The organism is Cryptosporangium phraense, assembly GCF_006912135.1.
GTDB lineage: Bacteria > Actinomycetota > Actinomycetes > Mycobacteriales > Cryptosporangiaceae > Cryptosporangium > Cryptosporangium phraense.
The window spans coordinates 98201-124125 of the sequence record NZ_VIRS01000003.1 but is presented as its reverse complement, the minus strand read 5'-3'; the positions used below and the strand labels follow the sequence as shown (position 1 = coordinate 124125).

General features: G+C 66.4%; 23 protein-coding genes and 4 pseudogenes. 16 read left to right on the top strand and 11 right to left on the bottom strand.

Annotated elements, in window-relative coordinates; all coding sequences use genetic code 11:
• Positions 1-250: 250 nt before the first annotated feature.
• From FL583_RS42340 to FL583_RS05220, 3 genes and pseudogenes are all read left to right on the top strand, one after another.
• Positions 251-841, top strand: a pseudogene (locus FL583_RS42340) (FAD-dependent monooxygenase); the annotation flags it as partial.
• Between the two features lie 100 nt (positions 842-941).
• The gene (locus FL583_RS42805) at positions 942-1829 is read left to right on the top strand and encodes an FAD-dependent monooxygenase (protein ID WP_142703310.1); all 888 of its coding nucleotides are present in this window, start codon (positions 942-944) and stop codon (positions 1827-1829) included.
• Positions 1830-1984: 155 nt separating this feature from the next.
• Entirely contained in the window at positions 1985-2545 is a 561-nt protein-coding gene (locus FL583_RS05220; RefSeq protein WP_142703309.1) for a hypothetical protein, read from the top strand.
• 471 nt (positions 2546-3016) lie between these two features.
• On the opposite strand, the gene FL583_RS42800 is transcribed toward FL583_RS05220, so the two are convergent.
• Positions 3017-3367, bottom strand: a complete 351-nt coding sequence (locus FL583_RS42800; protein ID WP_420843118.1) for a peptidoglycan-binding domain-containing protein — start codon at positions 3365-3367, stop codon at positions 3017-3019.
• Between the two features lie 493 nt (positions 3368-3860).
• Between FL583_RS42800 and FL583_RS05210 the strand changes: the two are divergent.
• From FL583_RS05210 to FL583_RS42330, 4 genes and pseudogenes are all read left to right on the top strand, one after another.
• Positions 3861-4016, top strand: a pseudogene (locus FL583_RS05210) (IS5/IS1182 family transposase); the annotation flags it as partial.
• A 223-nt stretch (positions 4017-4239) separates the two neighbouring features.
• Positions 4240-4560, top strand: coding sequence for a hypothetical protein (locus FL583_RS05205; RefSeq protein WP_142703307.1), 321 nt, complete (start codon positions 4240-4242; stop codon positions 4558-4560).
• 225 nt (positions 4561-4785) lie between these two features.
• On the top strand, positions 4786-5253 hold the full coding sequence (locus tag FL583_RS05200; protein ID WP_142703306.1) for a GNAT family N-acetyltransferase: 468 nt from the start codon (positions 4786-4788) through the stop codon (positions 5251-5253).
• A 176-nt stretch (positions 5254-5429) separates the two neighbouring features.
• Positions 5430-5564 (top strand): hypothetical protein, encoded by a 135-nt coding sequence (locus tag FL583_RS42330; RefSeq protein ID WP_276611559.1) that lies wholly within the window; start codon positions 5430-5432, stop codon positions 5562-5564.
• 106 nt (positions 5565-5670) lie between these two features.
• Here the strand turns inward: FL583_RS42330 and FL583_RS05195 are convergent, their stop codons facing one another.
• Both FL583_RS05195 and FL583_RS05190 read right to left on the bottom strand, forming a co-directional pair.
• Complete coding sequence (locus FL583_RS05195; protein ID WP_142703305.1) at positions 5671-6318, bottom strand: hypothetical protein; 648 nt, start codon at positions 6316-6318, stop codon at positions 5671-5673.
• Positions 6319-6379: 61 nt separating this feature from the next.
• Positions 6380-7180 (bottom strand): tyrosine-type recombinase/integrase, encoded by an 801-nt coding sequence (locus FL583_RS05190; protein ID WP_205751858.1) that lies wholly within the window; start codon positions 7178-7180, stop codon positions 6380-6382.
• 317 nt (positions 7181-7497) lie between these two features.
• Between FL583_RS05190 and FL583_RS05185 the strand changes: the two genes are divergently transcribed.
• Positions 7498-8118, top strand: coding sequence for a hypothetical protein (locus FL583_RS05185; protein WP_142703304.1), 621 nt, complete (start codon positions 7498-7500; stop codon positions 8116-8118).
• Between the two features lie 304 nt (positions 8119-8422).
• Positions 8423-8712, top strand: a pseudogene (locus tag FL583_RS41430) (transposase); the annotation flags it as partial.
• A gap of 268 nt (positions 8713-8980) precedes the next feature.
• Here FL583_RS41430 and FL583_RS05175 read toward each other — a convergent pair.
• Positions 8981-9811 carry an NADPH-dependent F420 reductase gene (locus FL583_RS05175; protein WP_205751857.1) on the bottom strand — a complete coding sequence of 277 codons (831 nt, stop codon included), beginning with the start codon at positions 9809-9811 and terminating at the stop codon, positions 8981-8983.
• A gap of 17 nt (positions 9812-9828) precedes the next feature.
• Here FL583_RS05175 and FL583_RS05170 point away from each other — a divergent pair, with 17 nt between their 5' ends.
• Entirely contained in the window at positions 9829-10635 is an 807-nt protein-coding gene (locus FL583_RS05170; protein WP_170323491.1) for a LysR family transcriptional regulator, read from the top strand.
• 71 nt (positions 10636-10706) lie between these two features.
• The gene (locus FL583_RS41425; protein WP_170323490.1) at positions 10707-11150 is read left to right on the top strand and encodes a DDE-type integrase/transposase/recombinase; all 444 of its coding nucleotides are present in this window, start codon (positions 10707-10709) and stop codon (positions 11148-11150) included.
• Here the strand turns inward: FL583_RS41425 and FL583_RS05160 are convergent.
• A complete protein-coding gene (locus FL583_RS05160) occupies positions 11068-11523 on the bottom strand; it encodes a VOC family protein (protein ID WP_142703301.1) in 456 nt (151 codons plus the stop codon). The genes FL583_RS41425 and FL583_RS05160 overlap by 83 nt on opposite strands.
• A gap of 62 nt (positions 11524-11585) precedes the next feature.
• Here FL583_RS05160 and FL583_RS05155 point away from each other — a divergent pair, with 62 nt between their 5' ends.
• From FL583_RS05155 to FL583_RS05140, 4 genes are all read left to right on the top strand, one after another.
• Complete coding sequence (locus FL583_RS05155) at positions 11586-12605, top strand: helix-turn-helix transcriptional regulator (protein ID WP_142703300.1); 1020 nt, start codon at positions 11586-11588, stop codon at positions 12603-12605.
• Between the two features lie 578 nt (positions 12606-13183).
• Positions 13184-13783, top strand: a complete 600-nt coding sequence (locus FL583_RS05150) for a hypothetical protein (RefSeq protein WP_142703299.1) — start codon at positions 13184-13186, stop codon at positions 13781-13783.
• Positions 13784-14057: 274 nt separating this feature from the next.
• Entirely contained in the window at positions 14058-16196 is a 2139-nt protein-coding gene (locus tag FL583_RS05145) for a hypothetical protein (protein WP_142703298.1), read from the top strand.
• Positions 16197-16751: 555 nt separating this feature from the next.
• Complete coding sequence (locus tag FL583_RS05140) at positions 16752-17012, top strand: hypothetical protein (RefSeq protein WP_142703297.1); 261 nt, start codon at positions 16752-16754, stop codon at positions 17010-17012.
• A 390-nt stretch (positions 17013-17402) separates the two neighbouring features.
• Here FL583_RS05140 and FL583_RS39945 read toward each other — a convergent pair whose 3' ends face one another.
• The 3 genes and pseudogenes from FL583_RS39945 to FL583_RS42795 form a co-directional block, all read right to left on the bottom strand.
• Positions 17403-17558, bottom strand: coding sequence for a hypothetical protein (locus tag FL583_RS39945; protein WP_170323489.1), 156 nt, complete (start codon positions 17556-17558; stop codon positions 17403-17405).
• Between the two features lie 686 nt (positions 17559-18244).
• Positions 18245-18814, bottom strand: a complete 570-nt coding sequence (locus FL583_RS05135) for a hypothetical protein (protein ID WP_142703296.1) — start codon at positions 18812-18814, stop codon at positions 18245-18247.
• A 291-nt stretch (positions 18815-19105) separates the two neighbouring features.
• Positions 19106-19302 (bottom strand): annotated as a pseudogene (locus tag FL583_RS42795) (hypothetical protein); the annotation flags it as partial.
• A gap of 584 nt (positions 19303-19886) precedes the next feature.
• Between FL583_RS42795 and FL583_RS05125 the strand changes: the two are divergent.
• On the top strand, positions 19887-20315 hold the full coding sequence (locus tag FL583_RS05125) for a TIGR02391 family protein (RefSeq protein WP_170323487.1): 429 nt from the start codon (positions 19887-19889) through the stop codon (positions 20313-20315).
• A gap of 147 nt (positions 20316-20462) precedes the next feature.
• Here the strand turns inward: FL583_RS05125 and FL583_RS05120 are convergent, their stop codons facing one another.
• From FL583_RS05120 to FL583_RS05110, 3 genes are all read right to left on the bottom strand, one after another.
• Complete coding sequence (locus tag FL583_RS05120) at positions 20463-21044, bottom strand: hypothetical protein (RefSeq protein WP_142703294.1); 582 nt, start codon at positions 21042-21044, stop codon at positions 20463-20465.
• Positions 21045-21080: 36 nt separating this feature from the next.
• Positions 21081-21776: a hypothetical protein gene (locus FL583_RS05115; protein WP_142703293.1), complete on the bottom strand. Its 696-nt coding sequence runs from the start codon at positions 21774-21776 to the stop codon at positions 21081-21083.
• Between the two features lie 682 nt (positions 21777-22458).
• Positions 22459-25896 carry an AAA family ATPase gene (locus tag FL583_RS05110; protein ID WP_170323486.1) on the bottom strand — a complete coding sequence of 1146 codons (3438 nt, stop codon included), beginning with the start codon at positions 25894-25896 and terminating at the stop codon, positions 22459-22461.
• Positions 25897-25925 lie beyond the last annotated feature (29 nt).

The window sequence follows — 25925 nt, the reverse complement described above, 5'->3', positions numbered from 1 at the left end:
CCCGGTCGGTGACTTCCGGCGTCAAGCAACTCCTGGTGATATCTGACTAACTCGTCGCGCAGTTTGTCACCAGCACTGCTCTCCACGCTCCGCAGGCGCGATATTACCGGCCAAAGGACGCTCGACGGGCTCTTCCCTCCATTGCCAAGCTATAGCGGACCGGGGGTCTTGCGGCAAGACCCCAGCGCGGGTGCACACTCTGCGACCGGATCCTTTACCTGCGTAAACGGGGAGCAGAACCGTGCGAGGAATGCCAGAAACGGACGTCGACGTCATCGTTGTCGGCGCCGGTCCGACCGGTTTGATGCTGGCCACCGAGCTGTGTCTGACCGGAGCGCGACCGCTCGTGCTGGAGCGGCGCCCGGAATTGCGCGACGCTCCGAAGGCCGGCGGTCTCGGCGGTCAGATCCTGGAACTACTGCGTTACCGAGGGCTGCTGGAGCGGTTGCGTGCAGTCAGCGACGCACCGCACCCGGCGCCCCGGTTCCCGTTCGGCGGTGTGCAGGTGGACCTGACCCGCCTGGCCGCGTCCCCGCTGCACGCGATCGGTCTCCCGCAACCTCGCCTCGAGCGCTTTCTCGACGAGCACGCCCGCGAATCCGGCGTCGAGATCCGGCGCGGACGCGTGCTGACGGCGGCCAGCCAGGACGTCGACCTGGTCACCGCGCGGGTGCAGGGCCCGGACGGGCCCGAATAGGTGACCGCCCGCTACCTGGTGGGGTGCGACGGGTCGCGCAGCACGGTCCGCGACCTGACCGGAATCGCCTTCCCCGGCACCACCTATCCAGAGGTCAACCGGCTGGCCCGGGTCGCACTGCCCGACTCGGTGCGCACCTTCGCCAACGGCGACGTCGAGATCCCCCGGCGTGGGCCGGATCGGCGTGGGCTTCACCCGCACCGAACGCGGCGCTTTCGGGTTCGGAGGAGTCACAGCCGGGGTCATGTTCGCCACCACCGTCGAGGAGGAATCGGTCGAGTACGACGACGACGAACCGATGACGCTGACCGAGTTCCAGCAGAGCGTCCATCGGATGCTCGGTGCGGACCTCCCGATGGGCGAAGCGTTTCGGCTTTCCCGCTGGCAGTTCCAGGCGCGGCAGGCCGGACGCTACCGCGACGGACGGATCCTGCTCGCCGGTGACGCGGCTCATCTACTTCCCGCGACCGGAGCCGCACTCAACCTGGGCATGCTAGACGCGGTCAACCTGGCCTGGAAACTGGCCGCCGACATCCGGGGCGGGGCACCCTCCGGACTGCTCGACACGTACGAGACCGAACGACGGTACGCCGGAGAACGGGCGCTACTGCAGACCCGCGCGCAGGTAGCACTGCGACGAGGAACCGACCCGGCCGCCGATGCACTCCGCGAGGTCGTCCAGGAACTCCTCGCCGACGAACAGCCGGCGCGCCGCCTCGGTGCCCTGATCGCCGGCGCCGACCTTCGCTACCCCGGCTCCGATCCACACCCGTTGACCGGCACATTCGTCACCGACCTGACCCTGCAGACCGGCCAGGGCACCACAAGCGTCGCCGCCCTTCTGCACCGTGCACGCCCCATCCTCCTTGTCCGCGCTGACCGCGCCGACCTGCGGGAGGCCGCCGCGGGCTGGTTGGATCGCGTCGACATCCGGACCGCCGGCACCGAGCAGCGGCCGACAGACGCGCTGCTGATCCGTCCGGACGGTCACATCGCCTGGGCAGCCGCCATCGACGAACCGGCCGACACCGCGGTACCACGCCTGCATCAGGCTCTCTCGGAGTGGTTCGGCGACCCGACGCCGCCGATTACGCCTCAGAACGACACTGAGGTTCCTGGCGTCGCGCGCTGAAACGCCGAGGAGGATGGCCCGCTCTATCGGCGGCAATAGCGGACGCTACGCGCCCGCCTCGCGGCAGATGAGCGCCTCGGCATGAAGGTGAAGGAATCGCCTCGAGACTCGCGGATACTGTGCGTGTGGCGCACCGACGAGCTAGCTCCGGATCCGTGAACGACCAATGGCGCGCACGGCCCGAGTCTGCACGGGCCCTCGTCGTCCAGTCACGTGCGGACAGGTGCTATCTGGCCGTCGCGCATCAGCATGAGCGAGTGTGCGAGCACTGCTCGAATGTACTGAGCTCCGGCCTGCTGAGCATTCCGCAGCGTGTTGTCGTGCAGGGCATCAACGAACTCGACCTATTTGTCACTACCCTTCGGCGTCTCGGTCGGGCTTGCGACTTTGCTCGGGCGAGCGCGTTGCCTCTTCGGCCGATCCGTCAGGACCTGGAACTGTTCGAAAGGCTTGTTCGGGTCATATCTCCACTCCGCAACGCATTTGAGCACTTCGACGAGGCGCCGCTAGCTGCCGCCGGCCTTGGGCTGGGCGTGAACCCAGACCGACTTCTCGTCACCTTCGGTGATGCTCGGTTGGATACAGCTGAATTGATGGCAGCGGCAAGCCGGGTCCACGCGGCAATCCGGTCTGTCGTCGACCCGCTAGCGATTCACGACGTGCACTGGATGCCACCAGCGGTAGATCTCGTTCGCGGAGTTGAGACCAGCGCCTGACGGGGCGATTTGCTGCGCCCGACAGGCCGTCGGCGCAGGGCTGGCGACTGGAAGCGGTGGACATTGGGGAGCCCGAGTAGTGGCCTATGCACGCGGCCGTCGGGCGACGAAGCCGATATCGGACCCCATGCTCTATCCGCGGCAGAAGCGTGCATTCGATTCTCCAACCCCAGGCAGACGGGTCTGCGGCCGACCGAGCCGTCGGCTGAATGCTCTACTCCGGTCGACCAGGGCTCGTGCTTGCATCTCAGGTCGCCGAGTGAGCCTAAGGCATTCTGCTCGTGACAAAATCAGCTGCTGCCCGCGTGGCCGAGACCGGCGTTCGCACTCCCACCGGCCGGTTCTCGCCGGTTGGCGCCATTACGCGAGGCCGCGTAAGTCAGGCTCGCCCGGAAGTACGGTTCTTCCGGACGAGCCGACACAGCCAGTCCATTGACCACCGCAATGGACAATCGACCACAATTGCGAGAATCAGCAGTAGACGTAGTGGCCTACGGTGTGAGTGTTGAGCGTACTCCATGTCTGCGGGCCGACGATCCCGTCGACGGCGAGCCCGGTGCATGACTGTAACGTCCGCACTGCCGCCGCTGTCGCCGGACCAAAAGATCCATCGACAGTAACTTGTGTGTACCAAAGAGAGTTGTTCAACTCGCACTGCAGTTGCCGAACGGCAGTACCACTGCTTCCCTGCCGGAGGGTCGGCTCTGCTGCCGTGTACCTACACTGAAGTGAGATCTGCGCCTGGGCTGCCGAGGGTACCGCTAGGGCCCCGACCCCGGCGAAGAGTGAAACCGCGAACAATGCGGCCGTGCCCAATTTCATCCCACGCCGAAACCGACCACTGAACGTTTTCATCCCGTCTCCAAATGTATCGGGCGACAATTTCTCGATTCGGGAAGACCGCGATCCCCCCAGGAACCGGATCTCCGGAGGTGGCGTCGACGCCACATCCAGCAGTAACAGCTGTCCGGTGTGGATTCAACACCTGTTCGATTCGGAATCGATATTCATGAAACGCTACATTTTCACTACAGCCCGCGATGTAGCCGATGCATAGAAGCAACCGGGATACTAATTGGCCCCTTTCCCGGCCAGGCGCTGATCGGCAAAATTCGGCATCCGCGTCTTTGAGAGCGCGTTTTGAAACCTCCCGCGATTGATGGTTCAGGAAAGATACGGCGTTGCTGGCGGTAGCAGGTCGGCTAAGCGCGAGGCGTCGGGTGGTGGCGATGGCGGTCCAGCGGATCATCGCTTGGCTAGAGGACGTCTCGTAACCCGGCTTAGTTGGTGATTGGCCATCGCGGAGGATTCCGGTGTGTCGTCGCCGGTCATCACCGCGTCCCGTAGGGAGTGGATCGAACCGTTCACCGGTCTGTCCCAGGCCCAGTTCCGCAAGCTGGTGCGGCTGGTCGCCGAACGCGGCGGCGAGGAGATCCAAGACGGGCGTCCGGGCAGGCAGTGGGCCTTGGAAGGCCGCCTGTCCTCATGAACCGCAACCTGGTTGTCGCCGCCACTGCGGTGAGTCTGTCACTTACCGGCCTCACCGGCTGCTCGTCCGGCAATCCTGACGTCGCACCGCGTCCGGACTCGGCTCAAGCCAGCGCCACCGCTTCGACATCGGTCCTGACCGTCAAGGAGGCTGGCGACACCTACCTTCGGCTCAGCGCCCCTCCGATGCGGCGCGAGATGCCTGGATGCGCGACACGATGCTGACCGACGCCAACCTCGGCGCGCACAAGCAGCTCGCCGAGCGCGCCGCCGACGCCACCACCGCCTTCTCCCGAGGGCTTCAGGGGTATCGCTGGCCCAGCCAGACACAGCCCTACATCGACGCTCTCCACCAGCACCTCCAGCTGCGCGCCGCCGCGTACCGGCGCGTCGCGGCGGCGGACACGGTCGACGAGTACATCGCCGCCGCCCAGCAGGTACCGGTAACTACCACCCTGACGGCCAAGGTACGGGAATCGCTCGGCCTGCCAGAAGGCACAACCGTTCGCGGCGTAAACCCTCAGTAGCTCGGCGAACTCCTCCCAATCACGATCCGGTCCCGGCACAGTCGCGAAGATTTCAATGTGCCCGGACCGGGCACCGGCGGCCACGCGAGCGCCGGACACCTGCGGCGGAGCCGCACAGGGTGGGCGAGCAACTCACCATCGGCGGCAGATGAGTTCGTCTCCGGCGGTCGGAATAGCCTGTGCCAGGCATTTATCAAAGGCCGCTCCACTTGCCACCATGACCTCATGACTGTCGATCAGGTTCTTGTGCGCCAGTACCGGCCATCCGATCGTGACGCAGTTCTTCTGCTCGCGCCTCGGTTGCAGATCGGGGTCGCGTCCTGGCGGGATCCGACAGCGGTCGGCTCGGCGGTGGCCGGCTGGATCGAGGAGTCGCTTGATCACAGTGCAGACGCTGACCGCGCGGTACAGGTGGCGGTCGCCTCGGACGAGATTGTCGGCGTGGTGACCACCGGCCAGCGCCAGCATTTCACTGGCGAGGTCGACGCCTACGTCGGAGAGCTCGTGGTGAAGGCCGGTAGCGAGCGACGGGGTATCGGCACGCTGCTCCTGCGAGCAGCCGAGCAATGGGCACTGGGTCGCGGTCTTCGTCGCCTCACGCTGGAGACTGGCGCCGCCAACAGCTCAGCGCGGGCCTTCTACTCCCGCGGCGGCTACCAGGAGGAAGACGTCCGGCTGACCAAAGCCCTCTGACACGGAACGCCTTGGCAGCGGCATAGGAGTGCTCCGCACTCAGCGCGGCACGAGCGAGTGTTGGGAACCGAACGTTCGCGGCGTCGCCACGGCGATCGAGCCGGCGGCCGCCCGGCGGGAAGCTGATTTCAGCACGGGGACAGGCCCCGAGAAACGGCTTCTGGAGGCTGGACGACATGAGCGGCTGCTACGACAACTCGTACGACTACTGCAACGACAACTACTCGTACGACTACGACTGCCGCCCGCGCCGTCGCCACCACAAGCGTCGCCACCACAACGACTGCTGGGACTACAGCTACTGCAACTGAACCACCCAGCAGGACCCGGCCCGGAACGCGAACCCGCGCTCCGGGCCGCTTCACGTCCAGACCTATGAGCCAGCTATCGGCGGCAATTGAGTGAGCTGCTGGAGGCCTACGGTAGGAATTCACGGAAGTGATCGGCCACCAGACTTGCTATGGCGTGGACGTCCCGGGATCCGTCCACCTCGATGACGCGGATGTGCAGCCGCTTGGCCTGAGCTACCGCGTCATCGGCAATCAGCAGATCGCGCGCGATTCGATTGTGCTGCGCCAGATCGGGGTCGCTGACGTTGCGTCGAATATTGCTGGCTCGCGGTAGCCGCCTCATTTGGTACAGCCGAAATTCCTCAGTGGGCACCATGACGACCATGCGCCGCGGCGAGGAGGTGATCGGCGCGACCAGTTCCGGACGAAGACCCCAACCGTCAGCGATGAGGGGGTATGGCGACGCGAGCGCCCGGAGGTCGTCCTGGACGTACTCGAAGCGTTCCACGAAGCTGGCCAAGCTGTCCTCGACGGCCTGCTCGACAGTCGTCCGAATCCACATGCGCTCAGGGTCCGGCTCGGCGAGGGCCTCGCCACGGCGGAAGCGCCGGGCGACTTTGCGGTCCCAGTGACCTCGGGCGTCGTGGTAGTCATAGTGGTAGTGGGTAAGACCGTACTGCTCGGCGAGAATCCCGGCGACGGTCGATTTTCCGGCCCATTGGCCGCCGCCGATCCAAAGAGCATTTCGGAGCGTCGTGAATTCGTCCCAAAGCATGGACGAAGCATCAGCGCGATCATTGCAAAATTCAAGTCTTGTACTTGCCGACCGGCAGTGATTATCTATCTACTAGGGGCCTCCGAGCGCCATGAATATGCTCTTCTCGGCACGGTCGCGTGTCGGTGCTACGTCCCGGAGGCCATATATGCGGCGAGGATGTAGTTCGGGTGACGATCAAGGTTCTTGCGAGCTCGGTCGTAGCGCATCGTGGTTCGCGGGTCGGCGTGGCGGCCGCGATCTGGGTGTCGCGGAGGCTGACGCCGGCGTCGAGCATCGTGGTGACGAAGGTGTGCCGGAGCATGTGCGGGTGCATCCTGGGCATCCGGACCCCGGCGATCGCCGCGAGGTGCTTGAGCCGACGGGTCGCTGCATGCCGATCCATCCGGCCGCCACGGATGTTCCGGAGGATCGGTCCACCGAGTCGTTCGTCGACGGCGCGGTCGAGCGCTCGGCCGACGGCTGGCGGGAGCGGGACGAGGACTACCTTGCCGCCTTTGCCGCGGACACGCAGGACGCGGTGACCGTGTTCCTCGCCGAGGTCGGCGATGTTGGCTCCGGTGGCTTCGAAGATCCGTAATCCGAGCAGGCCGACCATCGCGATGAGCGCGAAGTCGTTGGTGTTCGCCGAGAGTCTGGCGGTCGTGAGTAGCGCCTCAAACTGCAGGTGACCGAGTCCGAGCGTCGGGGATTCAGGTGGAACAGGGGGTCTGCGGACGTAGTCGGCCGGCGAGTGGGACAGGACCTGGTCGATGACGCAGACGCGGCAGAAGCCGACCACGACTGACAGCCTTCGGGACACCGTGGAGGGCTGGAAGCAGCGGACGTCTTGGAGCCAGCGGAGGTAGCGCTCGATGTCCACGCGGGCGACCGCCAGCGGATCGAGGGCTTCGCTGGCGCACCAGCGGAGGTATACCCGCAGGTCGGACTCGGAGTGCAGCCGAGACGTTCCGCGGTAGCGCCGCAGATAGGCCGCCACCGCCAGATCAAAGAGACCCTGGCCAGAGCGAGACGCAGCAGAAGTAGTCATACCTCACGGTCAACCGCCACCAGCGCCATCACAACCACTCGCCGGCAGCGGCAACACCACGTCGGGCGCACCCGATTTCGCATCAAGATGCGGACGCTGTTGCACCAATTTCCAGCCAGAGCCCGAATCCGTGAGACACGATGTCCGACGTGGATCCAGTGAAGGACCCCATCGACTGGGCCGGGGTGTGGGCGGCGACCGCCAGTGCGCTGGACCGTCACCGAGTTGCCGGTCTGGAAGCACTACTGACCGAGGACGTGCTGCGGTTCGCTGCCGTCTGCGAACTCGTCGAGGCCAGCGTTGCCCCCGTGCGGCTCGAAGCGGAGTGGCGCCGGCCGGGTGTACCCGACTCCGTCGATTTGGTCGTGACGGGCCCGACGCCTGCGGCCGTGGAATTCAAATTCCCACGCGAGCCGCGCGAGACCAACGCAGCGTGGACACAGCATCTGGGTGAGGCGCTCAAGGACTTCTACCGCCTGGCGCACATGCCGAGTGGATTCGTTGATCGGTGGTGCGTCCAACTACTGTCCGCCCGGGTGCGCCGATACTTCGACGGTGTTGCCCAACGGCATGGTGTGGCATTCGGGCTGAGACCCGGCGAGGTCACAGAGTTGGACCCCGCACGCGTGCGGACGCTGCCGGCGACAGCCCAGAGAGGGCTCGGGCGCTGGCTGACGGATCTCCCGCCAGTTCATGCGCGTTGCGAGGCGGTGCACCCGACAGGCGAAGACCTCCGGCTGGTGACTCACCGGGTCAGTCCAGTCTCGTGACGGTCGGCAAGCCGTCGAGTTACACCGCTGACGGTAATCGCGTGTGCGCTCCACGCGCCCGGCGCGGCAGGAGAGTACGCCAAGGGCGGCGGAGCGGTCAGCGTCGGCGCCGGCCAGACAACTCTTGATCTCGGCGATCATCAGGTCGCCTGCCAGTCGCGCCAGGCGAGGTCCACCGGCACGTCGATCCGTTCGCCGGCGGCGATCCCCGCGGCGGCGAGATGATCGCGCAGCGGGCGAAAAAGAGGGGGGCTCGCGGTCGGCCGCGCGTCCGGGCATCCCGGTGGCTGCGGTCGCGGGCGAGGCGATCGGGCGGTCCCGCGGCGGGCTGAGCAGCAAGATCCCGGCGCGGTCGATGGCCGGGGACGGCCGATGGCCGTCCGGCTGACCGCTGGTCAAGCCGGCGACTACCCACCACTCCTGCCGCTGCTCGATGAGATCTCGGTGCCCCGGCAGGGACCCGGCCGGCCGCGGAAGCGACCGGACCGGGTTGTGGCTGACAAGGCCTACTCTCATCCCTCGACCCACGCGGCGCTGCGACGCCGCAAGGTCGCGGTGACGATTCCGGAACGCTCGGACCAGGTCGCCCGGCGCGGCGGAACGAGACCGGACAGCCCCGGAGGCTCCCGGTCCTCACCGGCGAGACCGGCCAGGCAGGACAGCCAGAGCGGTGTCGGCGATGGCGGTGAAGGTCCGGGCGTCCACGCCTGCCCGGGCCAGATCGAGGACGCGCTGTTCGTCGAACTTCCCGACCGGGCGCGACGCCGGCCGTCTCGAGGCGGCCATCAAAGACGTCGGCCCGCTGCGGTTGCCGGGTAAGCAGTACATCGCCGTGCGTTTCCAGGCCGTAGGCGACTGCCGGTCAACGAGCGGACAGACCCGCCGCGGCGCGGTAGAGCGCAACGATGTCGTCGAAGAACGTCGGTCCCTGTTCCCAAGTGTCGATGATCGACAACACGGCGGAATGACGCACTGTCACCGCGTCGCGGTCAGCGAGCGTGAGCGCCGCCCGCAACTGCTCGGCGCTCAGCTCGGTGCAGTACGCGGGTGCCCCGGCTTGCAGGCGCCAGGTGTCCTCGGCCGTTCCCGCGTCGACCGGATCGAAACCGGTGTCGTCGACCAGATCCATTACGAGCCGCTTCGCGACGACATCGGAGCCGGCGACCGCTACGGCCAGCCGGTCGGCGGCTCCCCGTGGCCGCCCCTTGTCCGCGAGCGTCGTCTGCAGCAGCGAATTCCACGCCCGCACGACCGGGCGACCCAACTGTCGCTCTAGCCAGACGCCCTCGGCCTCTCCCCGTTCGATCTCCTCGATCCGGCCGTCCCGGCGCGGGTAATAGTTCGACGTGTCGGCGACCGGAACCCCAGCCGGGAGCCGATCGACGATCGTTCTGAGCTCCGGCATCCGCCGGAACGGGATCGACGTGATCAGCACGTCCACGTCCACGTCGCGTCCGACGTCCTCGAGCGCCGACGCGGTCGCGCCCGACTCCGCCGCCAACTCGGCAAGGCTCTGCGGTCCGCGCGTATTCGCGATCGTCACGACGTGACCGGCCCTGCTGAGCCCACGCGTGAGACTGGCCCCGATGCTTCCGGTGCCGATGATCCCAATCTTTGCCACAGTGTCCCTTTCTCTGGTGGGACAAGAATGACAACCGAGGGCAGCTCCCTGCGATGACGAGAAAATCATCATTCATTACCGTGGAGGTCATGAAACGCCTGGAGGTCCGGGAGCTGGAGTACTTCCTGGCCGTGGCCGACACACTGCACTTCGGCCAAGCCGCCGAACGGCTCGGCATCGCTCCTCCCCCGCTGTCGCGGGCGATCGCGCAGCTGGAACGCCGCCTCGGACGGCCCTTGTTCAAACGGACGAGCCGCCGGGTCGAGCTGACCGCGGCCGGCCAGATCCTGGAGGTCGAGGCGCGGGCCGTGCTGCGCTCCCTCGACCGCGCGATCCTCCGCACCCGCCAGGCCGGTCAGCCCGTGCTGCGCATCGCGACACCACCCGGGACGGGCGCGGGTCTGCTGCGCGATTTGGTGCGCGGCTACGTCACGACCTTCGGCGGCGGCTCCGTCGAACTCGTCTTCACCCGCGAGCAGACGAGTGCCGTCCGCGACGGCCGCGCCGACGTCGCACTGATCTGTTCCAGCGACGACCTGAGCGGTCTGGACGCGCAAACCGTCACAACCGAACGCCCAGTAGCACTCGTCCCGTCCGACCACCCGTTGGCGGGTCGCACCGCGGTGACGCCAGCCGATCTGCTTCGCGACCGCGCCTACCGGGCCGAACTCCCACCCGTCGGGCTGGACGCCTTGGTCGACCTCGTCGCCACCGGGCAACTGATCGCGGTGATCGGCGACAGCGCCGTTGACCGCTTGGGGCACCACGTCGTGGCAGTCCCGGTGACCGGGCTACCCGCGACGGAGGTCCTCCTGGCCTGGCCGGCCGACGCGCACGACACCCGCGTGGCCGACCTGCTCGACTTGATCGAGCTCCCCCAGCGCCGACCGGCGTGATGGGCCGCCCCGCGAGTCGGGGCGGCCCGTGACCGCCGTTGCCGTAGGCCACGTCGTCCGGCGAGAGACCGATGTCCTTTCAATTGCCGGGAGGCTTCCTCCGGGACCGCGCCGACACCCAGCGGCAGTTCCGGGCCGACGGGCCGAATCGACTCTGGCTCACGGACTCGACCGAGCGTCGGGCGAGTGAAGGAAAGCTCAACGTCTGCGCGGTCAAAGACGTCTGGTCCAACCGGATCGTCGGCTATTCCACTGGCGACCGCATGGAATCAGCGATCGCCGTCCGCGCCGTCGAGTACGCCGTTGCCCGACGGGGCGGGAACGTCGCCGGTTGTGTGCTGCACAGCGACCGCGGCGGCCAATTTCGTTCGCGAAAGCTCGCCAACGTCACCCGAAAGACCCTCAGCGAGACAGTCCCGCGTGCGGCTGGAATTACGCCTCGGAGGGCAGCATCCTGGGTGTGCGGTTGCGCTGCAGCTGCTGTCCCTGCGGTGTCACCGGCGTGTAAAGGTTGATCAGCGCCCCGTCGGGGTCGCGGATCAGGACCGACAGATTGCCCCACGGCATCATGGTGGGAGGTTGAACCACGTCGAGGTCGTTCCCGAACTGGGTTACCAGCTTTTGATATTCGGCTTCGGCATCCTCGACGAGGAATTCGACGATCGCGCTGTTGTTGGCGCCTCCGCGGGGGGTATTCGCGGTGATGAAAGCAACGCGGTCAGGACCGCTGACCGCGAAGGTCGCCGAAGGCGTCACTAGTTCGACGAAGTCGTCGGTCAGGTACTGCGGTGTGGCGCCGGTGAGGACCTCGTAGAACCGGACGAGGCGGGGAAGGTCCTCGGTGATGACGCGTACCGAGGCGAGCTGAACGGTAGTTGGTGAAGTCATGCAGCGACGGTAAATCCGATAGGGGTCAGTTTCCGCCCGGTATCGTGGGCAACATTGGTGACATGGCGAGACCGACTGCACGAGTCCTGGCCCTGCTTGAGTTGCTGCAGGCCGGCGGCACCCACACGGTCGCTGACCTCGCCGAGCGCCTCGAGGTCGATAAACGCACCGTGCGTCGGTATGTCGAGCATCTGCGCGAGCTGGACATTCCGGTGGACGCGGTTCGGGGTCGGTACGGCGGTTACCGTCTCGCCCGCCACTACCGCATGCCGCCACTGATGCTGACCGACGAGGAGGCCCTCGCCGTGGTGTGGGCGCTGCTGTTCGACCGCCATTCCGAAGCCGGCCCGGCGTCATCGCTCGCAGTGGACAACGCGATGGCCAAGGTGCGCCGGGTGCTACCTGACTCGCTCGCTCGGCGCATCGACGCGGTACTGCAGACGGTGGACTTCACCGGCGTACGGAGCGTCAGCGGCCGGGACCATGCCACTGCGAACCAGTCCGGCAACCGGGATGGACGGACGCTGCTTGATCTGGCCGAGGCAGCGCGAGACCGGCGGCTCGTCGCGTTCGATTATCAGCCTCGTCAGGGACGCTGGGCGCAGCGGCAGGTGCAATCGCACGGGGTGGTGGCGCACCGCGGTCTGCTCTACCTCACCGGATTCGACGTCGACCGGCAGGGGCTGCGAACCTTTCGCCTGGACCGCATGGCCGGTCTGCAGGTGCGGTCGGTCACTTTCGCCGCGCCAGCCGACGTAGATCCGGTCGCGCAGGTCGTCGGACCGCTGACCGCGGCACCGTGGCGGCACGACGTGTCGGTGCTCATCAATGCAGACATGGCATATGTGCAGACCCGCATACCGGACACGCTGGCCTCGGTGACGCCGGCTGCCGACGCTACGAGAGGTGACGGCTGGCTGCGGGTGTTTCTGCGTGCCGAACACCTCGAATGGGTCGCCGGCACCCTGGCCGCGCTAGACCGGCCCTTTGTCATCGAGCAGCCCCCGGAACTACACGACGTGGTTCGCGAACTCGGACGCCGCCTCATCGAGGGCGCAGTTGATCGAAGCGACCACCGGTGACGGCGACGCCCGTCGAGGCTCTCGGACGCAGTTGCGCGGGTGTCATAGGGGTTCGACGGCGGTGCCGTTGCGCCGAGGGTCGATCAGCACTTCGGCGTGTGTCCCGCGATCTCCGAGCAGGTCCAAGTCGCTGCTGACGCCGCCGAGTCCAACCCGTCCGGTCAGCAGGGGCGGGGGCCACCTTGCCCTCCGTAAGAGGGGTGGCCGGTGAAACACAACCGCCCGCGGGCAGGACGCACTACGCGCGCGGCGCTCCGGGACTGGTCTGTAATCGCGGGCGATACGGGTAACCACGACTCGCCCTACCTGACGACATCGGCTACGAAGCCAGGCTTGCGCCCCGAAACAGCCCGATCCACGGCCATCACCCCACCGCGAACCACGCCGCTGCAGTACATCCGAGCAACCACGACCCGGCGGCGAGCGGCGTTGCCGGCGCGGCCGTCTGCGCCGAACGCGGCCCGGGTTGCCTCAGGCGTTCTTTCGGACGGCAGCGGATCGCCCCGGCGAAACGCGGTGCCGATAAAACCGTGGTACGCGTCGAGTCCTTACCGGATCTGGGGGCAATGATGAGTGGAGTGTCGGCTGAGGGGTTCAGCCAGAGCAACGGGTCGCAATCGCGCTGGCGTATCCGGCATGTCTACACCGGTCTGGAGCGAATCCGTTGGAGCGTCTACTACGCAGCGCTCAAAAAGGTGTTCGATCGAGCCGCGGCGGATGGCCTGGTCTTCGCGCTGGCTCAGTTCGAGGCGCGGACTCATGCTGAGATAGAGGCCGCACTCGCCGACGTGCACGACGTGGATCTGCTGCTGCTCGACTTCCACGGGTACGTGGACGGGGCCGGAGAGGTCCGCCTATGCCTGCTCGAGGAGGACGCGGGCTACAAACTGGCGGACCTCGACGCCCGCTCCTGTGACGCTTCGGTCGTCGTGCTTAGCTGCTGTCAGGGCGGGTCGGACGAGTTCCGAGACGAGCTACGCCGGCTAACGCGCCGCGATCTGGTCACGGTCGGGCACTCTGCCACGGTCGACACCGGCGACGACACTACGGTCGGCGTAGTGGAGGCGCTGATCCGGTCCAGTCGCCCGGGCATCCTTGACAAGGCACACGAAGTCTCCGAGCGCGCCTTAGCCAGTCGGCAATGGTCCGTCGCGACCCTCGCGACGAGCGCTTCCTAGGCCCGGGCGCCTGCTCCGTAGCGTCAGGGGTGGGATCGAGCCGGGAGCCATACCAGAGGAGGTGCGCCGAGTCATGGACCGAGCGCACCTCCCGAGCAAACTACGCGGCAATAGAGTGCGTGCCGATGGCAGACTCAATACAACTGACCCAGCACGGCTGCCGTAGCTGATGCAGCCTCGTTCCGGACACCTACTCTCCTGCGCGAGGTGATTGACTGACCGGCGACGCCGCGGGGTAACTCCTCGGACTGATCTTGAGGGGCTGAAGGGTTCAGTGGATGGATTTGTCCGCCAGGACACGATCGGGCTGCAGCTAGGACCACGACCGCTGGCCCTTGGGGTCGCAGAAGCCGATCTGGAGCAGTTAACCCTCGCGTTTCGAGCGGCCAGCAGTATGTGGGGTGGACGGCGCTTTCCTATAGTCGCGATCGACTTGGACGGTCAGCCCACCGCCGCCGGTGGCGCACTTCAGTTGATCGACGTGGCCGGGGTGGCCGGGCTGATCGATTTCAGTGGTCGAGTACGTTCTGGAACGAAGGTGGCACTAGGAGCGTTCGAAGTTGACGTCGCAGCGGCACGCCCCCTAGATGATGGTCGGCAGTGGAGCCCGTCAGCATTTGGCGTCCATACGGACGCGGACCTTCAGCAGATGCAGCTGGTCGAGGCTGCGGATGATGATGCCTTTGGGTTGGCGGCGGTCGGCCGTCTGGCATGCCGTGATGAATTGGAAGAATGGCGTTCTCACGGAGGAGAAGTAGTCCCCGTCGATGACAGCACGCTGGTGAGCGCACAGCTCAACCGTTGCGGGGTCATCGATTCCACGCTGCATAGACTGTCCACGTCCTACGCTTCAGGAGCATTCCTCGATGCAGCGGTATTCGTATACGTGGCACCGGAAGTTCCTACTTTCGAGGACTTGCAATGGTTCTGGAATACACGCGCGCTGCGCCCAAGCGAAGGTGGAACCGACCTTCTCATCACGCGCCAGCTCGCAGACGCGGCAGCCGCCGACATCCAATCGAAGGTTCGGGCCGTCGCGCGATCCAGCCCCACACTCTTTATCTGCAGCTTGTCTGTTCCCACGGACGAGCTCCAAGAAATACTGCATAGATTTGAGATCCTCGAGCATGCGGGCTCTAAATGGACCGACTTTCCGGTCAGAAAGAGCACCATAGAGCCGACCGCAGTCGTCAACACAGAATTTCGTAACCACTGGCAGGGCGCCAGACGATACGGGGCAGGCGCGGCGCATATCACGACCGCAATTTACCGCCCGACGACGATCGTCGACTGGCCCAACCCTGTGCCCTATCGTTCGACTTCTTTCGGTGCTCCAGTCGAACTCGGACTCAGTGGAAATCTAATCGAGGTGCCTCAACGACCGGCCGTGGCCGAACTCTTCCTCTCGGGATCTCGGTGGGCAGGACCGGAGCTGCGGGTACCCACACGCCTGTACCCGCGTTACCAACTTCCGCTCCACCTGCCAGACCCAGATGCCATCCTGCGTGCGGCAACATCGTTGAACTTCCGGCAATCCGACAAAGCTCGGCAACTCCGCGCAGTGCTAGCCCATGAGGCGGGCCGCCTGGACTTTTACCGAGAACCAGCCGCAATTGCCGTCATCGAGGCGCTGACCCCGGCGGACTCTCGAGGCCTCAGGCGCGCGCTCGAACATGTCTCCCCGGACGATCGCGATTATCTCCGCGCCGCTGTGGCCGCCTTCCGAGACCGTGTTCGGACACTGGACGACGTCGCAACATCCCTGCAGCAGCCAGCCCCGAGCGCACCTCTCGGGCAGGTGGCGCGAGCGCTCAATGAACTGGTCGCCCGTGGCCACGTAGTCCGCGGGCTGCGTGCAGACTGCAGCGTCTGCGACACACAAGAACTGCGTCATCTGGACGACGCCCCGCCCCAGCCGGTCTGTCGGGCCTGCCGGGCCCCCGCCGCCTATAAACTCGCCGACCGCGGCGAGCCTGCCCTGCACTATCGGCTATCGCCCGCCATGCGCATCATCAGCGCGAACGGTGGGCTGCCAGTTCTCGCTGCCGCGGCCGTCCTCGAAGCCGAAGGCGCCTACGTCGTAGGCGGCGCGGAACCGATCGACGGGCCGCCCTTCGAGGTAGACCTCCTAGGCTGGCACAAGCAAGACGTACTTGCCGGCGAGGCAAAACGTCGCGCGCCAGGCTTCACCGACGTCGCGTCCGACGTCGGGAGCAGTGCCAAGTTCGGCGCGACAGTTCACATCGCGGCAACTCTCGAGCCAGTCGATGATGCACTACGCGAACAACTGGAGGCTGCTTGCGACGAGCACGGCCTTCGACTCCGTGTGCTTGACGGGCCGGTCTTGCTGACAGCTGACACGCCCTCCATCGGAATCGACAGCGCGTCGGCGTCGGTTGACCCGAGCAGTTGAGCAGAAGCCAGTCCGTTACACGCTGCGTGCAGGCGCCCAGGCGAAGAGCCGGTGCGTCTCACCTACTCGGATTACCCCCCATTGCGACGAGGCGGGCTCAGACCGTCATCACTGATCGCTTCGAAGGCACGCCCCTCCGGTGCGGCTAAGTTCAAGGCGCCGGCCCGGCATCCGCCCCTCCGAGGGACCAGTCGATTCGTATCGATCGACGCCAGTTTTATCGCAAGCCGCACGCGTTCTCACCAGGCCTGCGCTGTTCATCGCATCATCACTGCTGGCAGGGGGTATTTCTCGAGATTCTGATCGATAAGCGCGGGTGGATAGACCCGGACGAGGCGACAGGACCCGAGTGATTATCGTGGCGACTGTCTTGGTTGGGCCAACCCGGTTCACTCACGTTCTTTTGGGCTTCCGGCAGTGATTTCCCGCCGGTCACTCTTCAGAATTGAAGGGGCGCCCGTAAGCGAGGACTCGAAGAGTGGCCCCCGTCGTGGTCAGACGACGAGGGCCGGCGCAGAACCAGTCCGTAGGTTGGTCGACCGAGGAAGGCCCCGCATGAATAGCGTAACGAGCAACAAGCCGCCAGCGGCAGAGCTGGGCATGAGGGATCCGGCTGAACCGCACGTGAAAGAGTTCCCGCGCTGGGCAGTCATGCTTTTCATGGTGGCGGTGTCCGTCGCCGTCGGTGAAGCCGCAGGGATCGTGGCGGCGGCGGGCGGGATGGCTCCGGCAGCGGCGATCGGTGTGGGTGCGGCTGTGTTCGGCGACGCGCTCGGCTTGTCCCTCGCGGGCTGCCAGTACCTACAGCGAAGCTAGGCGAGGGGGCGGGCGGTCGGGCGCCCGCCTTTCCACGTTGGCATCCGGATCGCAGACTGCGCAGGGCATGCGCCCCCACTTCCGCGGTCTCGATCGGAACCCAGAGTTCGTCGGCCACGCCGTAGCCACCTTGCCCGTGGCGTCCTGCTCGCCAGCCGCTGCACGTCGCGTCGGTGTGGTATCGGTCGCTGGCCTCGGATGTGAGGACGTTCTGGCCCGACACCGCTGAGGGCGGGATCGCGGGGACGCCCGGCATCGCTTCTCCCTTGCGGTAGGAACGTCGATCGCCGCTTTCGCCGGCTGCCTCAGTCCAGACGACGGGGCCCCGCCCGTAAGCAAGGTCCTCGTCGGTCGTCCAAGTGAGCTCGAGGCCCCGCTCGATGTCAGTGCTCACCCGAGCTTCTTGTCGGTACAGCGGATCCACGCTGGCTCGAAGCCCGGCAGGCATGTCTTCGGCTGGATGACGCGAATGAGGATCGGCGGCATGCACGTGTCGTGCAGGTGCCATTGAGCGCTGCCGTCGTGGTTGAGCGGGGTCTCGGCCACGGCTCACCTTGTCGCGTCAAGCCGAGCGGGAAGCGTCGGCTCTCGCATCGCGGCAGGAGCAAGTCCGGTGAGAGGTTCGGCTGCGCGGTCCAGCCACCTCCACGTCACGCGTCAGACCTAAGAAGCCGGACTACCCAACGCGGCAAGTGAGTGTGTCGCTGCGAGTGTGCTCGACTAGATGGCATCAACGGATCAGCAATCACCCTCCACAATCACCGTCAACTTGGCAGAAGTGACGACCGGTTCGAGGGTTTGGTGTCTTTGAAGAGCGTTTCGGCTAAGAGTATCTATGTCCGGCGCCGCTCGATGGTGTTCGGATGGCTTATCCAGCGGCCGCGTGCTGGCGAATCGTGACGATCACGATACCGTCGCGCATGGCCAAGGAAGCCGTTGAGAGGTGATACCTGTATGGCCACGGCCAGAGGCCTTCCGCTTCATGACGAGCCAAGCCGGGTCGGCCATCTCTCAGACTCGGAGCGACGCCTTGCAGCGGTTAGACCGAGCCGTGTCTCGAAAATCATTCTGCGCCATGCACAGCAGTACGCGTCGTACCCTAAAGGGCTTTCGGAGCTGACGGGAAGCAGTCAAGAGAGTAGATGGTTTTGCACATTCGGGGCAGACCGCGGACGGGCGCGCTAGCCACTGGACCGCGGGTCAATGAACAACGGGACAGCTGGCCCGTTTGTTCAGAAACTGAGGATGCAACACCCGTAGTTGAAAAATTCATAATAGTGTTTCCCTGGGCCGCGACCGCCTATGACGTTCGGAGTTGGAGCCGCACCCTCATGATTCGACGATACGTCATGACCGCACTCAGGGCAAAGTGCGGCCGATCTGGGGTTGACCTTGACGACAGCCGAATCGGCGGAGCGAAAAACGGACTCAATCATTTTAGGCCCGTGTTCTCGAATGCCTTGCTGGATGAACTCGAACGCGCCGTACATGTGTCCGCAGTTGCTACAGTTGATCCGATTGGAGTTGCAGAAGCCGTCAATGCGAATTCCGAAGCGCGCCTCGATACGCATCTTTTCATCAGCACCAACCTCCTCCAGCCCAGACTCTACGCGCCGTTCTGGCGTCCAGTACCATGCCCGAATTGCACTATACTGAAGATGGGACACATAGAATGTTGCTGAATGCCCTGCTTTTACCGCTTCCTTGACTAATGCAACAACCGTCGCGCTCTCGGCCGAGACGATACAAGATCCCCCCGCCACGGCTGAATCGATGTATTCGAATGCGAGTCCAGCGGTCACTGGAGTTTCCTTTCGTGCAGAGGTGTTTGCTTCTCGGGTTCCATTTGCCTGGGCTCCAACTAGCCGGCGCGTGATCAGTAGAATGACACGTTTACAGCCCTGCCCTCTAGTGGCAATCTTGCGCCAATTTTCATGGAACCTTCAGGTGGGGTGTGCAAGGCGTTGCGGCCGGTCAGGGCGCCTCGTTACTAGGTCATTCCGAGGGTCGCTTTTCCGCGGCCGAACCGTCCCTCACTGAGACGGATCTGATGGTATGGAAGTCCGATTGATGCAGCCATAGAGTCCGAGGGGTGAGGGCGATGGCCGTCCGTCGGCGATCAGCCGGATCGCAGCGTGGTAGGCGTCCAAGTGGGTGAGGTCGTGTCCGTCGAGCTCAGGCAGGGTGTGCCGGACTACGAGCCGGGCGTCTTCCGGGTGCAGGCGATGCAGATCTTGTTCCGCGCGTTCGCCGAGGTGGCGGCGAGCAGCTCCCGGGGAAACTGCGCGAGAGATCCTGGTCCGGTACAGGAAAGCGGAAAGTAGTCAGCCGCCACGTCGCCGCGAGGTACTGTCGGTGATGGACTGGGCGGCCGAGGCGGTCCGGGACTGCACCGAGAACGTCCGGCCCAAATTCGGCGTCGGGCATCCCGCGCCGTGGGTGACGCAGCGCGGTGGCCGGATCTCCGTCACGCACTCGACCGGCTCCGCCCCTGTCCTCGCGACCAGCGACGAGGGCCTCGTTGGCTGCGTTCCACCGAAATCCCGGGATGAACTGCAAGCGCTACTTCGTGAAGGCGGCGCCGGACCAGGTGGTCTCGAGAACACAGGTGGGGCTACCAAAGCTGCCCCGTCGAGGTAGCGCGGGTCGTCATCAAGCCGGGCCGGACGGCCTGCCAGGCCGCCGGGATCCGTATCCGCAGCCTCTACAACACGCCACTTCAATGCCGACTGTGGCGGATCGGTTTCCGCTGATCACATACCGGCTGAGGCCTCAGGCGAGAACGGCCTTCCCGACGGCGGGCCTGGTCAACTTCGACGGGCCTGAAGGTGCTGGCGACGGGCGCAACGCGTCAGCGAGCTGGGACGCGAACTCGTGAGCGATCCGCACCTTGTCGCGAAGATCTGGGCGGCCGACAGGCTGGCGGGCGACATCGATCCCTTGCTTACCTCTGCTCGGACCAATTTCGCGCTTGGGGACTATGAGACGGCGGCGTTCGCTGCGATGAAGGCCGTCGAGGTTGAGGTTCGCCGCGTTTCGGGCCTGCCGAATGAATCGCTCGGGGTCGCATTGATGCGAAAGGCCTTCAGCCCTAAGGATGGCGTGTTGAGGGATCCGAAAGCCGAAGGTGGAGAGCAGCAGGCGACGGCCGACTTGTTTGCGGGCGCGATGGGCGCCTACAAGAACCCTGCGAGTCACCGCCCGGTGCAGTTCAATGATGCCGTGGAGGCGGCCGAAATTATTCAGCTTGCGGACCTTCTGCTAAGGATTGTGCACCGCGCGGAGGCTCGGACCAAGGATTAGTCCCCCCAGCTGGCCGGCGTAGCACTCGCAGAGTTGTCCGCAAATACTCCGGTTGACCGCGATCACCGCAGCAGAGTAACGCGCCCTCAGGATTGTCTCCGAATAGTTCGGATTGGCGCCGTCGTCCGTTTCGGCTCAGACAAATGGCTATATGCTTCGATCATCGTCCCGAAATCCGCGACGGACTTCCGCTAGCGCCTCGAGCGCGGCGGCATCCGGCGTGTGACCACGCCCGTCGGCGGAGATTTGCGCCGCAAGCTCGCCAATCCGCTTTGTTACGGCAGCAATAGAAAGTTGTACGCCTCGCGTCTTCTTTGCCACGTCTCCTGAATGATTCTGGAGCGCTACTTTGGCAAGCGCCGCCGCATCCAGCGAATCATCGATGCTCGTTTCGAGTCCAGGGTCTCGCCGGATTGCGGCGCCCGCCATTCCCTTCAACTGACTTGCTTGCCACCTCCATACCCCCAAGTGATGAATGATGCTGTCCGGATCTGCCCGCCCTATAGCCCACTCAATATCCGACTCCGCACGCTGAAGCTGCGGAATGAGGATCAATAGATGATTTCTCATCAAGGAGACTTGCGTGTTCTTCGCAGCCTGTTCCGCCCGCTCCGCCGCGGCTCTTGCTGCTGACGCCTCGGCAAATGCCTTTCGGATTTGCCATATCGCGATCCCCAGCCCGATGAGCTGAAGCGGAAGTGCGCTCCAATCATTTATAAGATCAAGCATTGATTGCGCCCGAGATCTTGAGCGTCCACGAAGGGGTCATTCGGCTGACACATCCGACGCATCCGAATCAGTCTGGGATGCATGGGCTCGCTCGTCGAGCCGTCGTTGCAGCGCTTCGTCCCGCTTGTCGCCGTCGCGGACGTAAACGGCGACACCTCCACGCACACCCTCCTGCCATTTTCCCAGCTTCTTGTCGATATCTCGCAGAGCCTTAGCGGCGTGGTGGACGCCGTAAATGTTCACCCACATTCTTCCCTTAAAGGCGCCCCAATCGAGGATCGATTCGGTTGGCTTCATCTTACGGTTCCGCGAGTCGCGATAAGCCATCGTAACTCGATGCCGCTCCGGGAGGTCAGCCGAAGATCGCTCAGGACCGAAGTCCCACATCGTTCGCCACTCCTGGCCGGGCACCAACGTTGGCAGCTCATCAAAGAGCCAAACATCCTCGATTGAACCCTCTGACGTTCGCTGCAAAACGGGATCGCTTTGTAGCGTGACGCTAGTCGCCGCCGTCGTCCCAAAATTCCTCACTACCAGGTCAATAATTTGCGGCGATGCCTCACTTGGCTCCATGAAAGCGACGACGTAGGGTTGAGCCTGTTCCTCGCGCAGTCGGCGAGCCTCGCGGACTTGACGGAGAGCGATCGAACTGGCGGCAAGTGCGACGATAACAGTAAGAAATGAGGCAACAGCCGACCAGTCGGCCGGGCCCCATGCTGTGAAGTCAGGCATCTTGCTCCAATGTCGCTTTGCTGAACTTAGCCGCAGACTATCGCTTCAGTCTCGTCTGTTAGCAGCCGAAGGACTTGACCTGCGGGACCGGGAGGCGGAACGTCCTCCCGCGCAGACGAGCGGCAGCTTTTCAGCGAGGAAGGATACCGGGCTGATTAGTCGGGTAGCTGGGGCAGGGAGACCGGCCAGCGCTCTTGTCCGCACGATATGCGCCCTCGTGTCCATCATTGCTCTGGGCAGAACATCCGACCTTCGGCATGTGCGTACGTTCCCGCGCGGACGGTGAGGGGGCAGGACCGATGACCGTTGTCGTCTTCGGCCCACCCGCCCCATTCCTCTGCCGCGCCCAGCTCACCACTCGCTCACCTCAACCAGAGCATCCCGCAGGCATCCCCCGAACCCTCCGCGGCTTCCAGGTCTGAGCCTGCTGAGCCTCTCGCTTGCAAGGGTCGTGCAAGGCTCAACCACCACACTGATCGTCACCGGGCGGGGACCCGCAAGTCCTCCGTCCTCCGCGCCGGGACTCGCTGCGGAGGAGGGGGCGCGGCGAGCCCCGGCGCGGCCGGCCCGCTCCCGCGTCAAAACGACCCACCCAACGGCCGCCTGCGGCGACCGACCCGACCCGATCCGACCCGCATCCCGCGGCCGGCTCCACGTCCGAAGGGAGATCGTCAGGAGAGCCCTAGGAGACCTGGTGCGTCAGCACCTGGGCCCGTGCGGAGACCTCCGCCATGCCCAGGCGGTCGGCCGTCACCAGGACCTTGCGCAGCAGGGCCGCGGCTTCGCCGCGATCGCCCGGACCGTCGCGGAGCAGATGCGCCCGCGCCTGGTCGAGGCGGACGCGGGCGAGCGTCGGCGCCGCTGCCGACACCAGCCGGGACGCGATGCCCAGCTGGCCCAGTGCCTCGTCCGGATTACCGGCGGCGAGCGAGAGAGTCCCGGCGAAACGTGCCGCGGGCCCGATCAGCGCGGTCGGCCACCCGGCGAGGAGCACCTCGTCCAAGTGCGGGCGCAGCAGCGCCGCTAGGCGAGTTCCGAGAGCCGTGAGTTCGGGACCGGCGACCGGGCTCTCCAGGAGCAGCGCGCACGCGTCGGCGAGGAGGCCGAGAGCCGGGGTGGCCCACCCCTGTGGCGGCAGGGTGGCCAGCCCGGCGGTCTCGTCGACGAACGCGGCGAGCAGGTCGGCCGCGTCCTCGTACCGGCTGGTCCGGGCGTGCGCGAGGATGAGCGCGGCCTGCCAGATTCCGAAGAAGCCGTGTTCCTCGATCTGGTCGGAGAGACCGAGGTCGAACAGCTCCTCCATCCGGCCCTGCTCGTGCCGGAGCCAGAAGAACTGGCCCATCCAGGTCTGTCTCAGCGTGCTCACCGGGAGCGTCTGGGTGCTCTCCAGCTCCTGCACGGTGCGGGCCTGTTCGCCGAGGATGCGCGCCTCGGCGGCGTCGAACTTGCCGCGCCAGAGGTCGAGGAGCGTCTGCAGGACGCTCAACTGCCAGACGTTGAGCGGGCTGCGGTTGAGCTGGACGTGCTGGCGGAACTCGTCGACGGCGGCGAGCGTGTCGCCGAGCCGCCCGAGGCGCAGCCGGTCGATCGCCAGCGCCACCAGGCCCTCGCTGCGGAAGTACGGCGACTGCGCGCGGAGGCTGGTCTCGTAGAGCCGGCCGGCCAGCATGACCAGCTCGGACGGCGGCTGCGTGTCGTAGAGGCCCCACCGGCACTCGGTGAGGATCTCGCACTGGACGACCGGGTCCCAGGACGGTTGCAACGAGGCCAGCGCCACCTCGGCCAGCGCCGCTCCGGACTGCCCGTCCGGCGTGGCGACGTCGATCGACATCGCGGTCTTGTGGGCGAGATGGGCGCGTAACTGGGCGGCCAGGGCGTCGCTGTCGGGCTCGCGCGCCAGGTCTGCCAGACACGTCCGGAGAATGGTCGTCAGCTGGACGTCGACCTTGCCCGGGTCGGACCAACGGCGGGCCAGCTTGACCGCGGCCACGGCCTGCAGCCGCGGCCGCCCGGCGGCGACCTCGTAGGCGGCGAGGTAGTCGCGGCCGGCCTCGTCCATGAAACCGGTGTCGTTGCGGGCGTCACCGAGCGCGACGAGCAGCGCGAAGCGCGTCGGTGGCGAACAGTTCCGGCGCAGGCCCTCCTCGGCCCAGGCCATCGCCGCCTTCGGCGCGAACGTGTGCTGCTCGGCCTGGGCCGCGGCCAGACAGGCGATCGCCACCTGCTCCTCGGTCAGTTCGACGGCGGCGGCGCGGGCGTGGTTGGCCAGCCGGACGGAGAGGGCCTGGTCGAGGACGCGAGCGGACTTGATCCGAGCGTCCAGGACCTCGAACGCGCGCCGGTGCAGGCGGCGAGCCAGCGCCGGATCCTGCTCGAGGCCGGCCAGCACCTCCTCGCGCCAGAGCGCGTGCCGGAACCGGACCCGGCCGTGCCCCTCGATCGCGCGGCTCGCGACCGCGGCGGCCTGCTCCCGGTCGGCCTCGTCCGGGCTCAGCCCGAGCATCTCGGCGACCAGCCCGGCGTCGATCCCCTCGTCGATGCACGTGATGGCGGCCGCGGCCAGCCACGGTGACGGCGCGGTGCGCCGCTCCTCGGGCGCCGGCTCGGCCGGCGCGTCGAGTTCGCCGAGGCGCACCGGTAGGCCGCCGGTCGCCCGGTAGGCGGCCAGGATGTCGTCCTCCGTCGGCTCCCGGGCCAGGGTCTCGGTCAGCCACTCCCGGACGCCGTCGGCGCCGAGCACCGCCGGCCGGAGCGCGATCAGCGACCCACGACGATCGTCGCGCGGCCACTCCGGCCAGGCCCCCTCGTCCCGTCCGGACAGGACGAAGCCGACGCCGACGTCTCCGACCGCGGCCCGCACGTCGTCGAGGAGTTCGAGCGCGCGGGCGCTGAGCAGGTCGGCGTTGTCGAACACGACGATCAGCCCGCCGGGCCGGGCGGTGCGCCAGAGCAGCGAGCACAGCACCGAGGTCAGTTGCCGGGGCGAGCGTTCGGACCCGCCCTGGCCGGCCACCGCGGACAGGAAGTCGACGAGCGTCCCGCGGTCGAGAGGGCTCGGGCCGGTCGACGGATCCCGTCGGATCCGGGCCCACAACGCGCCGGCCACGATCCGCCAGGGCTGCAGGTCTCCGGATGCGTAGCAGGTCGCGGTCACGACCGCGGTGCCCTGCCGGTCGGCCAGCCGGCCGAGCTCCTCCACCAGCCTGGTCTTGCCGACGCCACCCACGCCGACGATCGTGAGCGCCACCGGACGCTTATCGGCGATCGGTTCGAGCACCGCGGCCAGCGCGGCCGTCTCGGCGTCGCGTCCGACCAGACGGGCGGGCGTGCCCGGGTCGCGCGGGCGGGGGGCGACCCGTAACGGCCGGTGGACGTCGAACCCGAACTCGTGCAGCGAAAGCAGATCGAACGCCCGGGTGGCGACGTCGTCGTAGCCGTGGGTGGCGCGGCGGGCGTCGATGAGGGCCTCGGCGGCGGCGCCGGACTCCTGGAGCGTGGTGAGGAAGCGGGCCAGCCAGACGCCGTCCGTCATGGCGTCGGCCACCGCCGGGCGGGGTGCTTCTACGAGGACGTCGTAGCGGCCGAGCCGGAGGCCGACCTCGGCGAGGTGCGTGACGAGGTCGGCGCGCTGGCGCTCCAGGGCCGCGACCAGCCGCAGGCACGGCTCGGGGACGTCGTCGCCCCAGAGCGCGAACGGCGCGTCGGTCCACTCCGCGGCGGCGGCCCGGTAGGCGTCGAGGGCGTCGGCGTCGCGGCCCGCGGCCGCGCAGTGGTCACCCTCGGTCACGAAGTGTCCGAACCGGACCGCGTCGACGGCGGCGGACGGGCCCTCGCCGAGGTGGCCGGTGAGCTGGTAGGTGCGCCGGTCGCGGTTGAACGCGATGTCGAGGTCACCGGCCGACAGCCGCTTGCGGAGCCGGGCGACCACCGGCGACAGACCGTCGCCGCGGGGCGCGTCGCCGTCGGCCCAGACCGCGTCGACGAGCTGATCACGGCGCACCGGGCCCGGAGCGGCCACCAGGACGGCGAGGACCGTGGCCTCCTGGCGCGCGATCTGCAGGGGCCGGCCGTCAACGACGACGTCGACCCGGCCGAACACCCGGATCCGCAAATCGGTCACGGCGGAAGTGTGGCACGGCACCTCGTACG

Excerpts from the sequence above, each read along its gene's own strand:
- FL583_RS42805 (WP_142703310.1), top strand. The coding sequence starts at position 942 with ATGTTCGCCACCACCGTCGAGGAGGAATCGGTCGAGTACGACGACGAC.
- FL583_RS05175 (WP_205751857.1), bottom strand. The coding sequence starts at position 9,811 with ATGATGATTTTCTCGTCATCGCAGGGAGCTGCCCTCGGTTGTCATTCT.
- FL583_RS05170 (WP_170323491.1), top strand. The coding sequence starts at position 9,829 with ATGAAACGCCTGGAGGTCCGGGAGCTGGAGTACTTCCTGGCCGTGGCC.
- FL583_RS05200 (WP_142703306.1), top strand. The coding sequence starts at position 4,786 with ATGACTGTCGATCAGGTTCTTGTGCGCCAGTACCGGCCATCCGATCGT.
- FL583_RS05160 (WP_142703301.1), bottom strand. The coding sequence starts at position 11,523 with ATGACTTCACCAACTACCGTTCAGCTCGCCTCGGTACGCGTCATCACC.
- FL583_RS05120 (WP_142703294.1), bottom strand. The coding sequence starts at position 21,044 with ATGCTTGATCTTATAAATGATTGGAGCGCACTTCCGCTTCAGCTCATC.
- FL583_RS05195 (WP_142703305.1), bottom strand. The coding sequence starts at position 6,318 with ATGCTTTGGGACGAATTCACGACGCTCCGAAATGCTCTTTGGATCGGC.
- FL583_RS05140 (WP_142703297.1), top strand. The coding sequence starts at position 16,752 with ATGAATAGCGTAACGAGCAACAAGCCGCCAGCGGCAGAGCTGGGCATG.
- FL583_RS05155 (WP_142703300.1), top strand. The coding sequence starts at position 11,586 with ATGGCGAGACCGACTGCACGAGTCCTGGCCCTGCTTGAGTTGCTGCAG.
- FL583_RS42800 (WP_420843118.1), bottom strand. The coding sequence starts at position 3,367 with ATGAAATTGGGCACGGCCGCATTGTTCGCGGTTTCACTCTTCGCCGGG.
- FL583_RS05205 (WP_142703307.1), top strand. The coding sequence starts at position 4,240 with ATGCGCGACACGATGCTGACCGACGCCAACCTCGGCGCGCACAAGCAG.
- FL583_RS42330 (WP_276611559.1), top strand. The coding sequence starts at position 5,430 with ATGAGCGGCTGCTACGACAACTCGTACGACTACTGCAACGACAACTAC.
- FL583_RS41425 (WP_170323490.1), top strand. The coding sequence starts at position 10,707 with ATGTCCTTTCAATTGCCGGGAGGCTTCCTCCGGGACCGCGCCGACACC.
- FL583_RS05115 (WP_142703293.1), bottom strand. The coding sequence starts at position 21,776 with ATGCCTGACTTCACAGCATGGGGCCCGGCCGACTGGTCGGCTGTTGCC.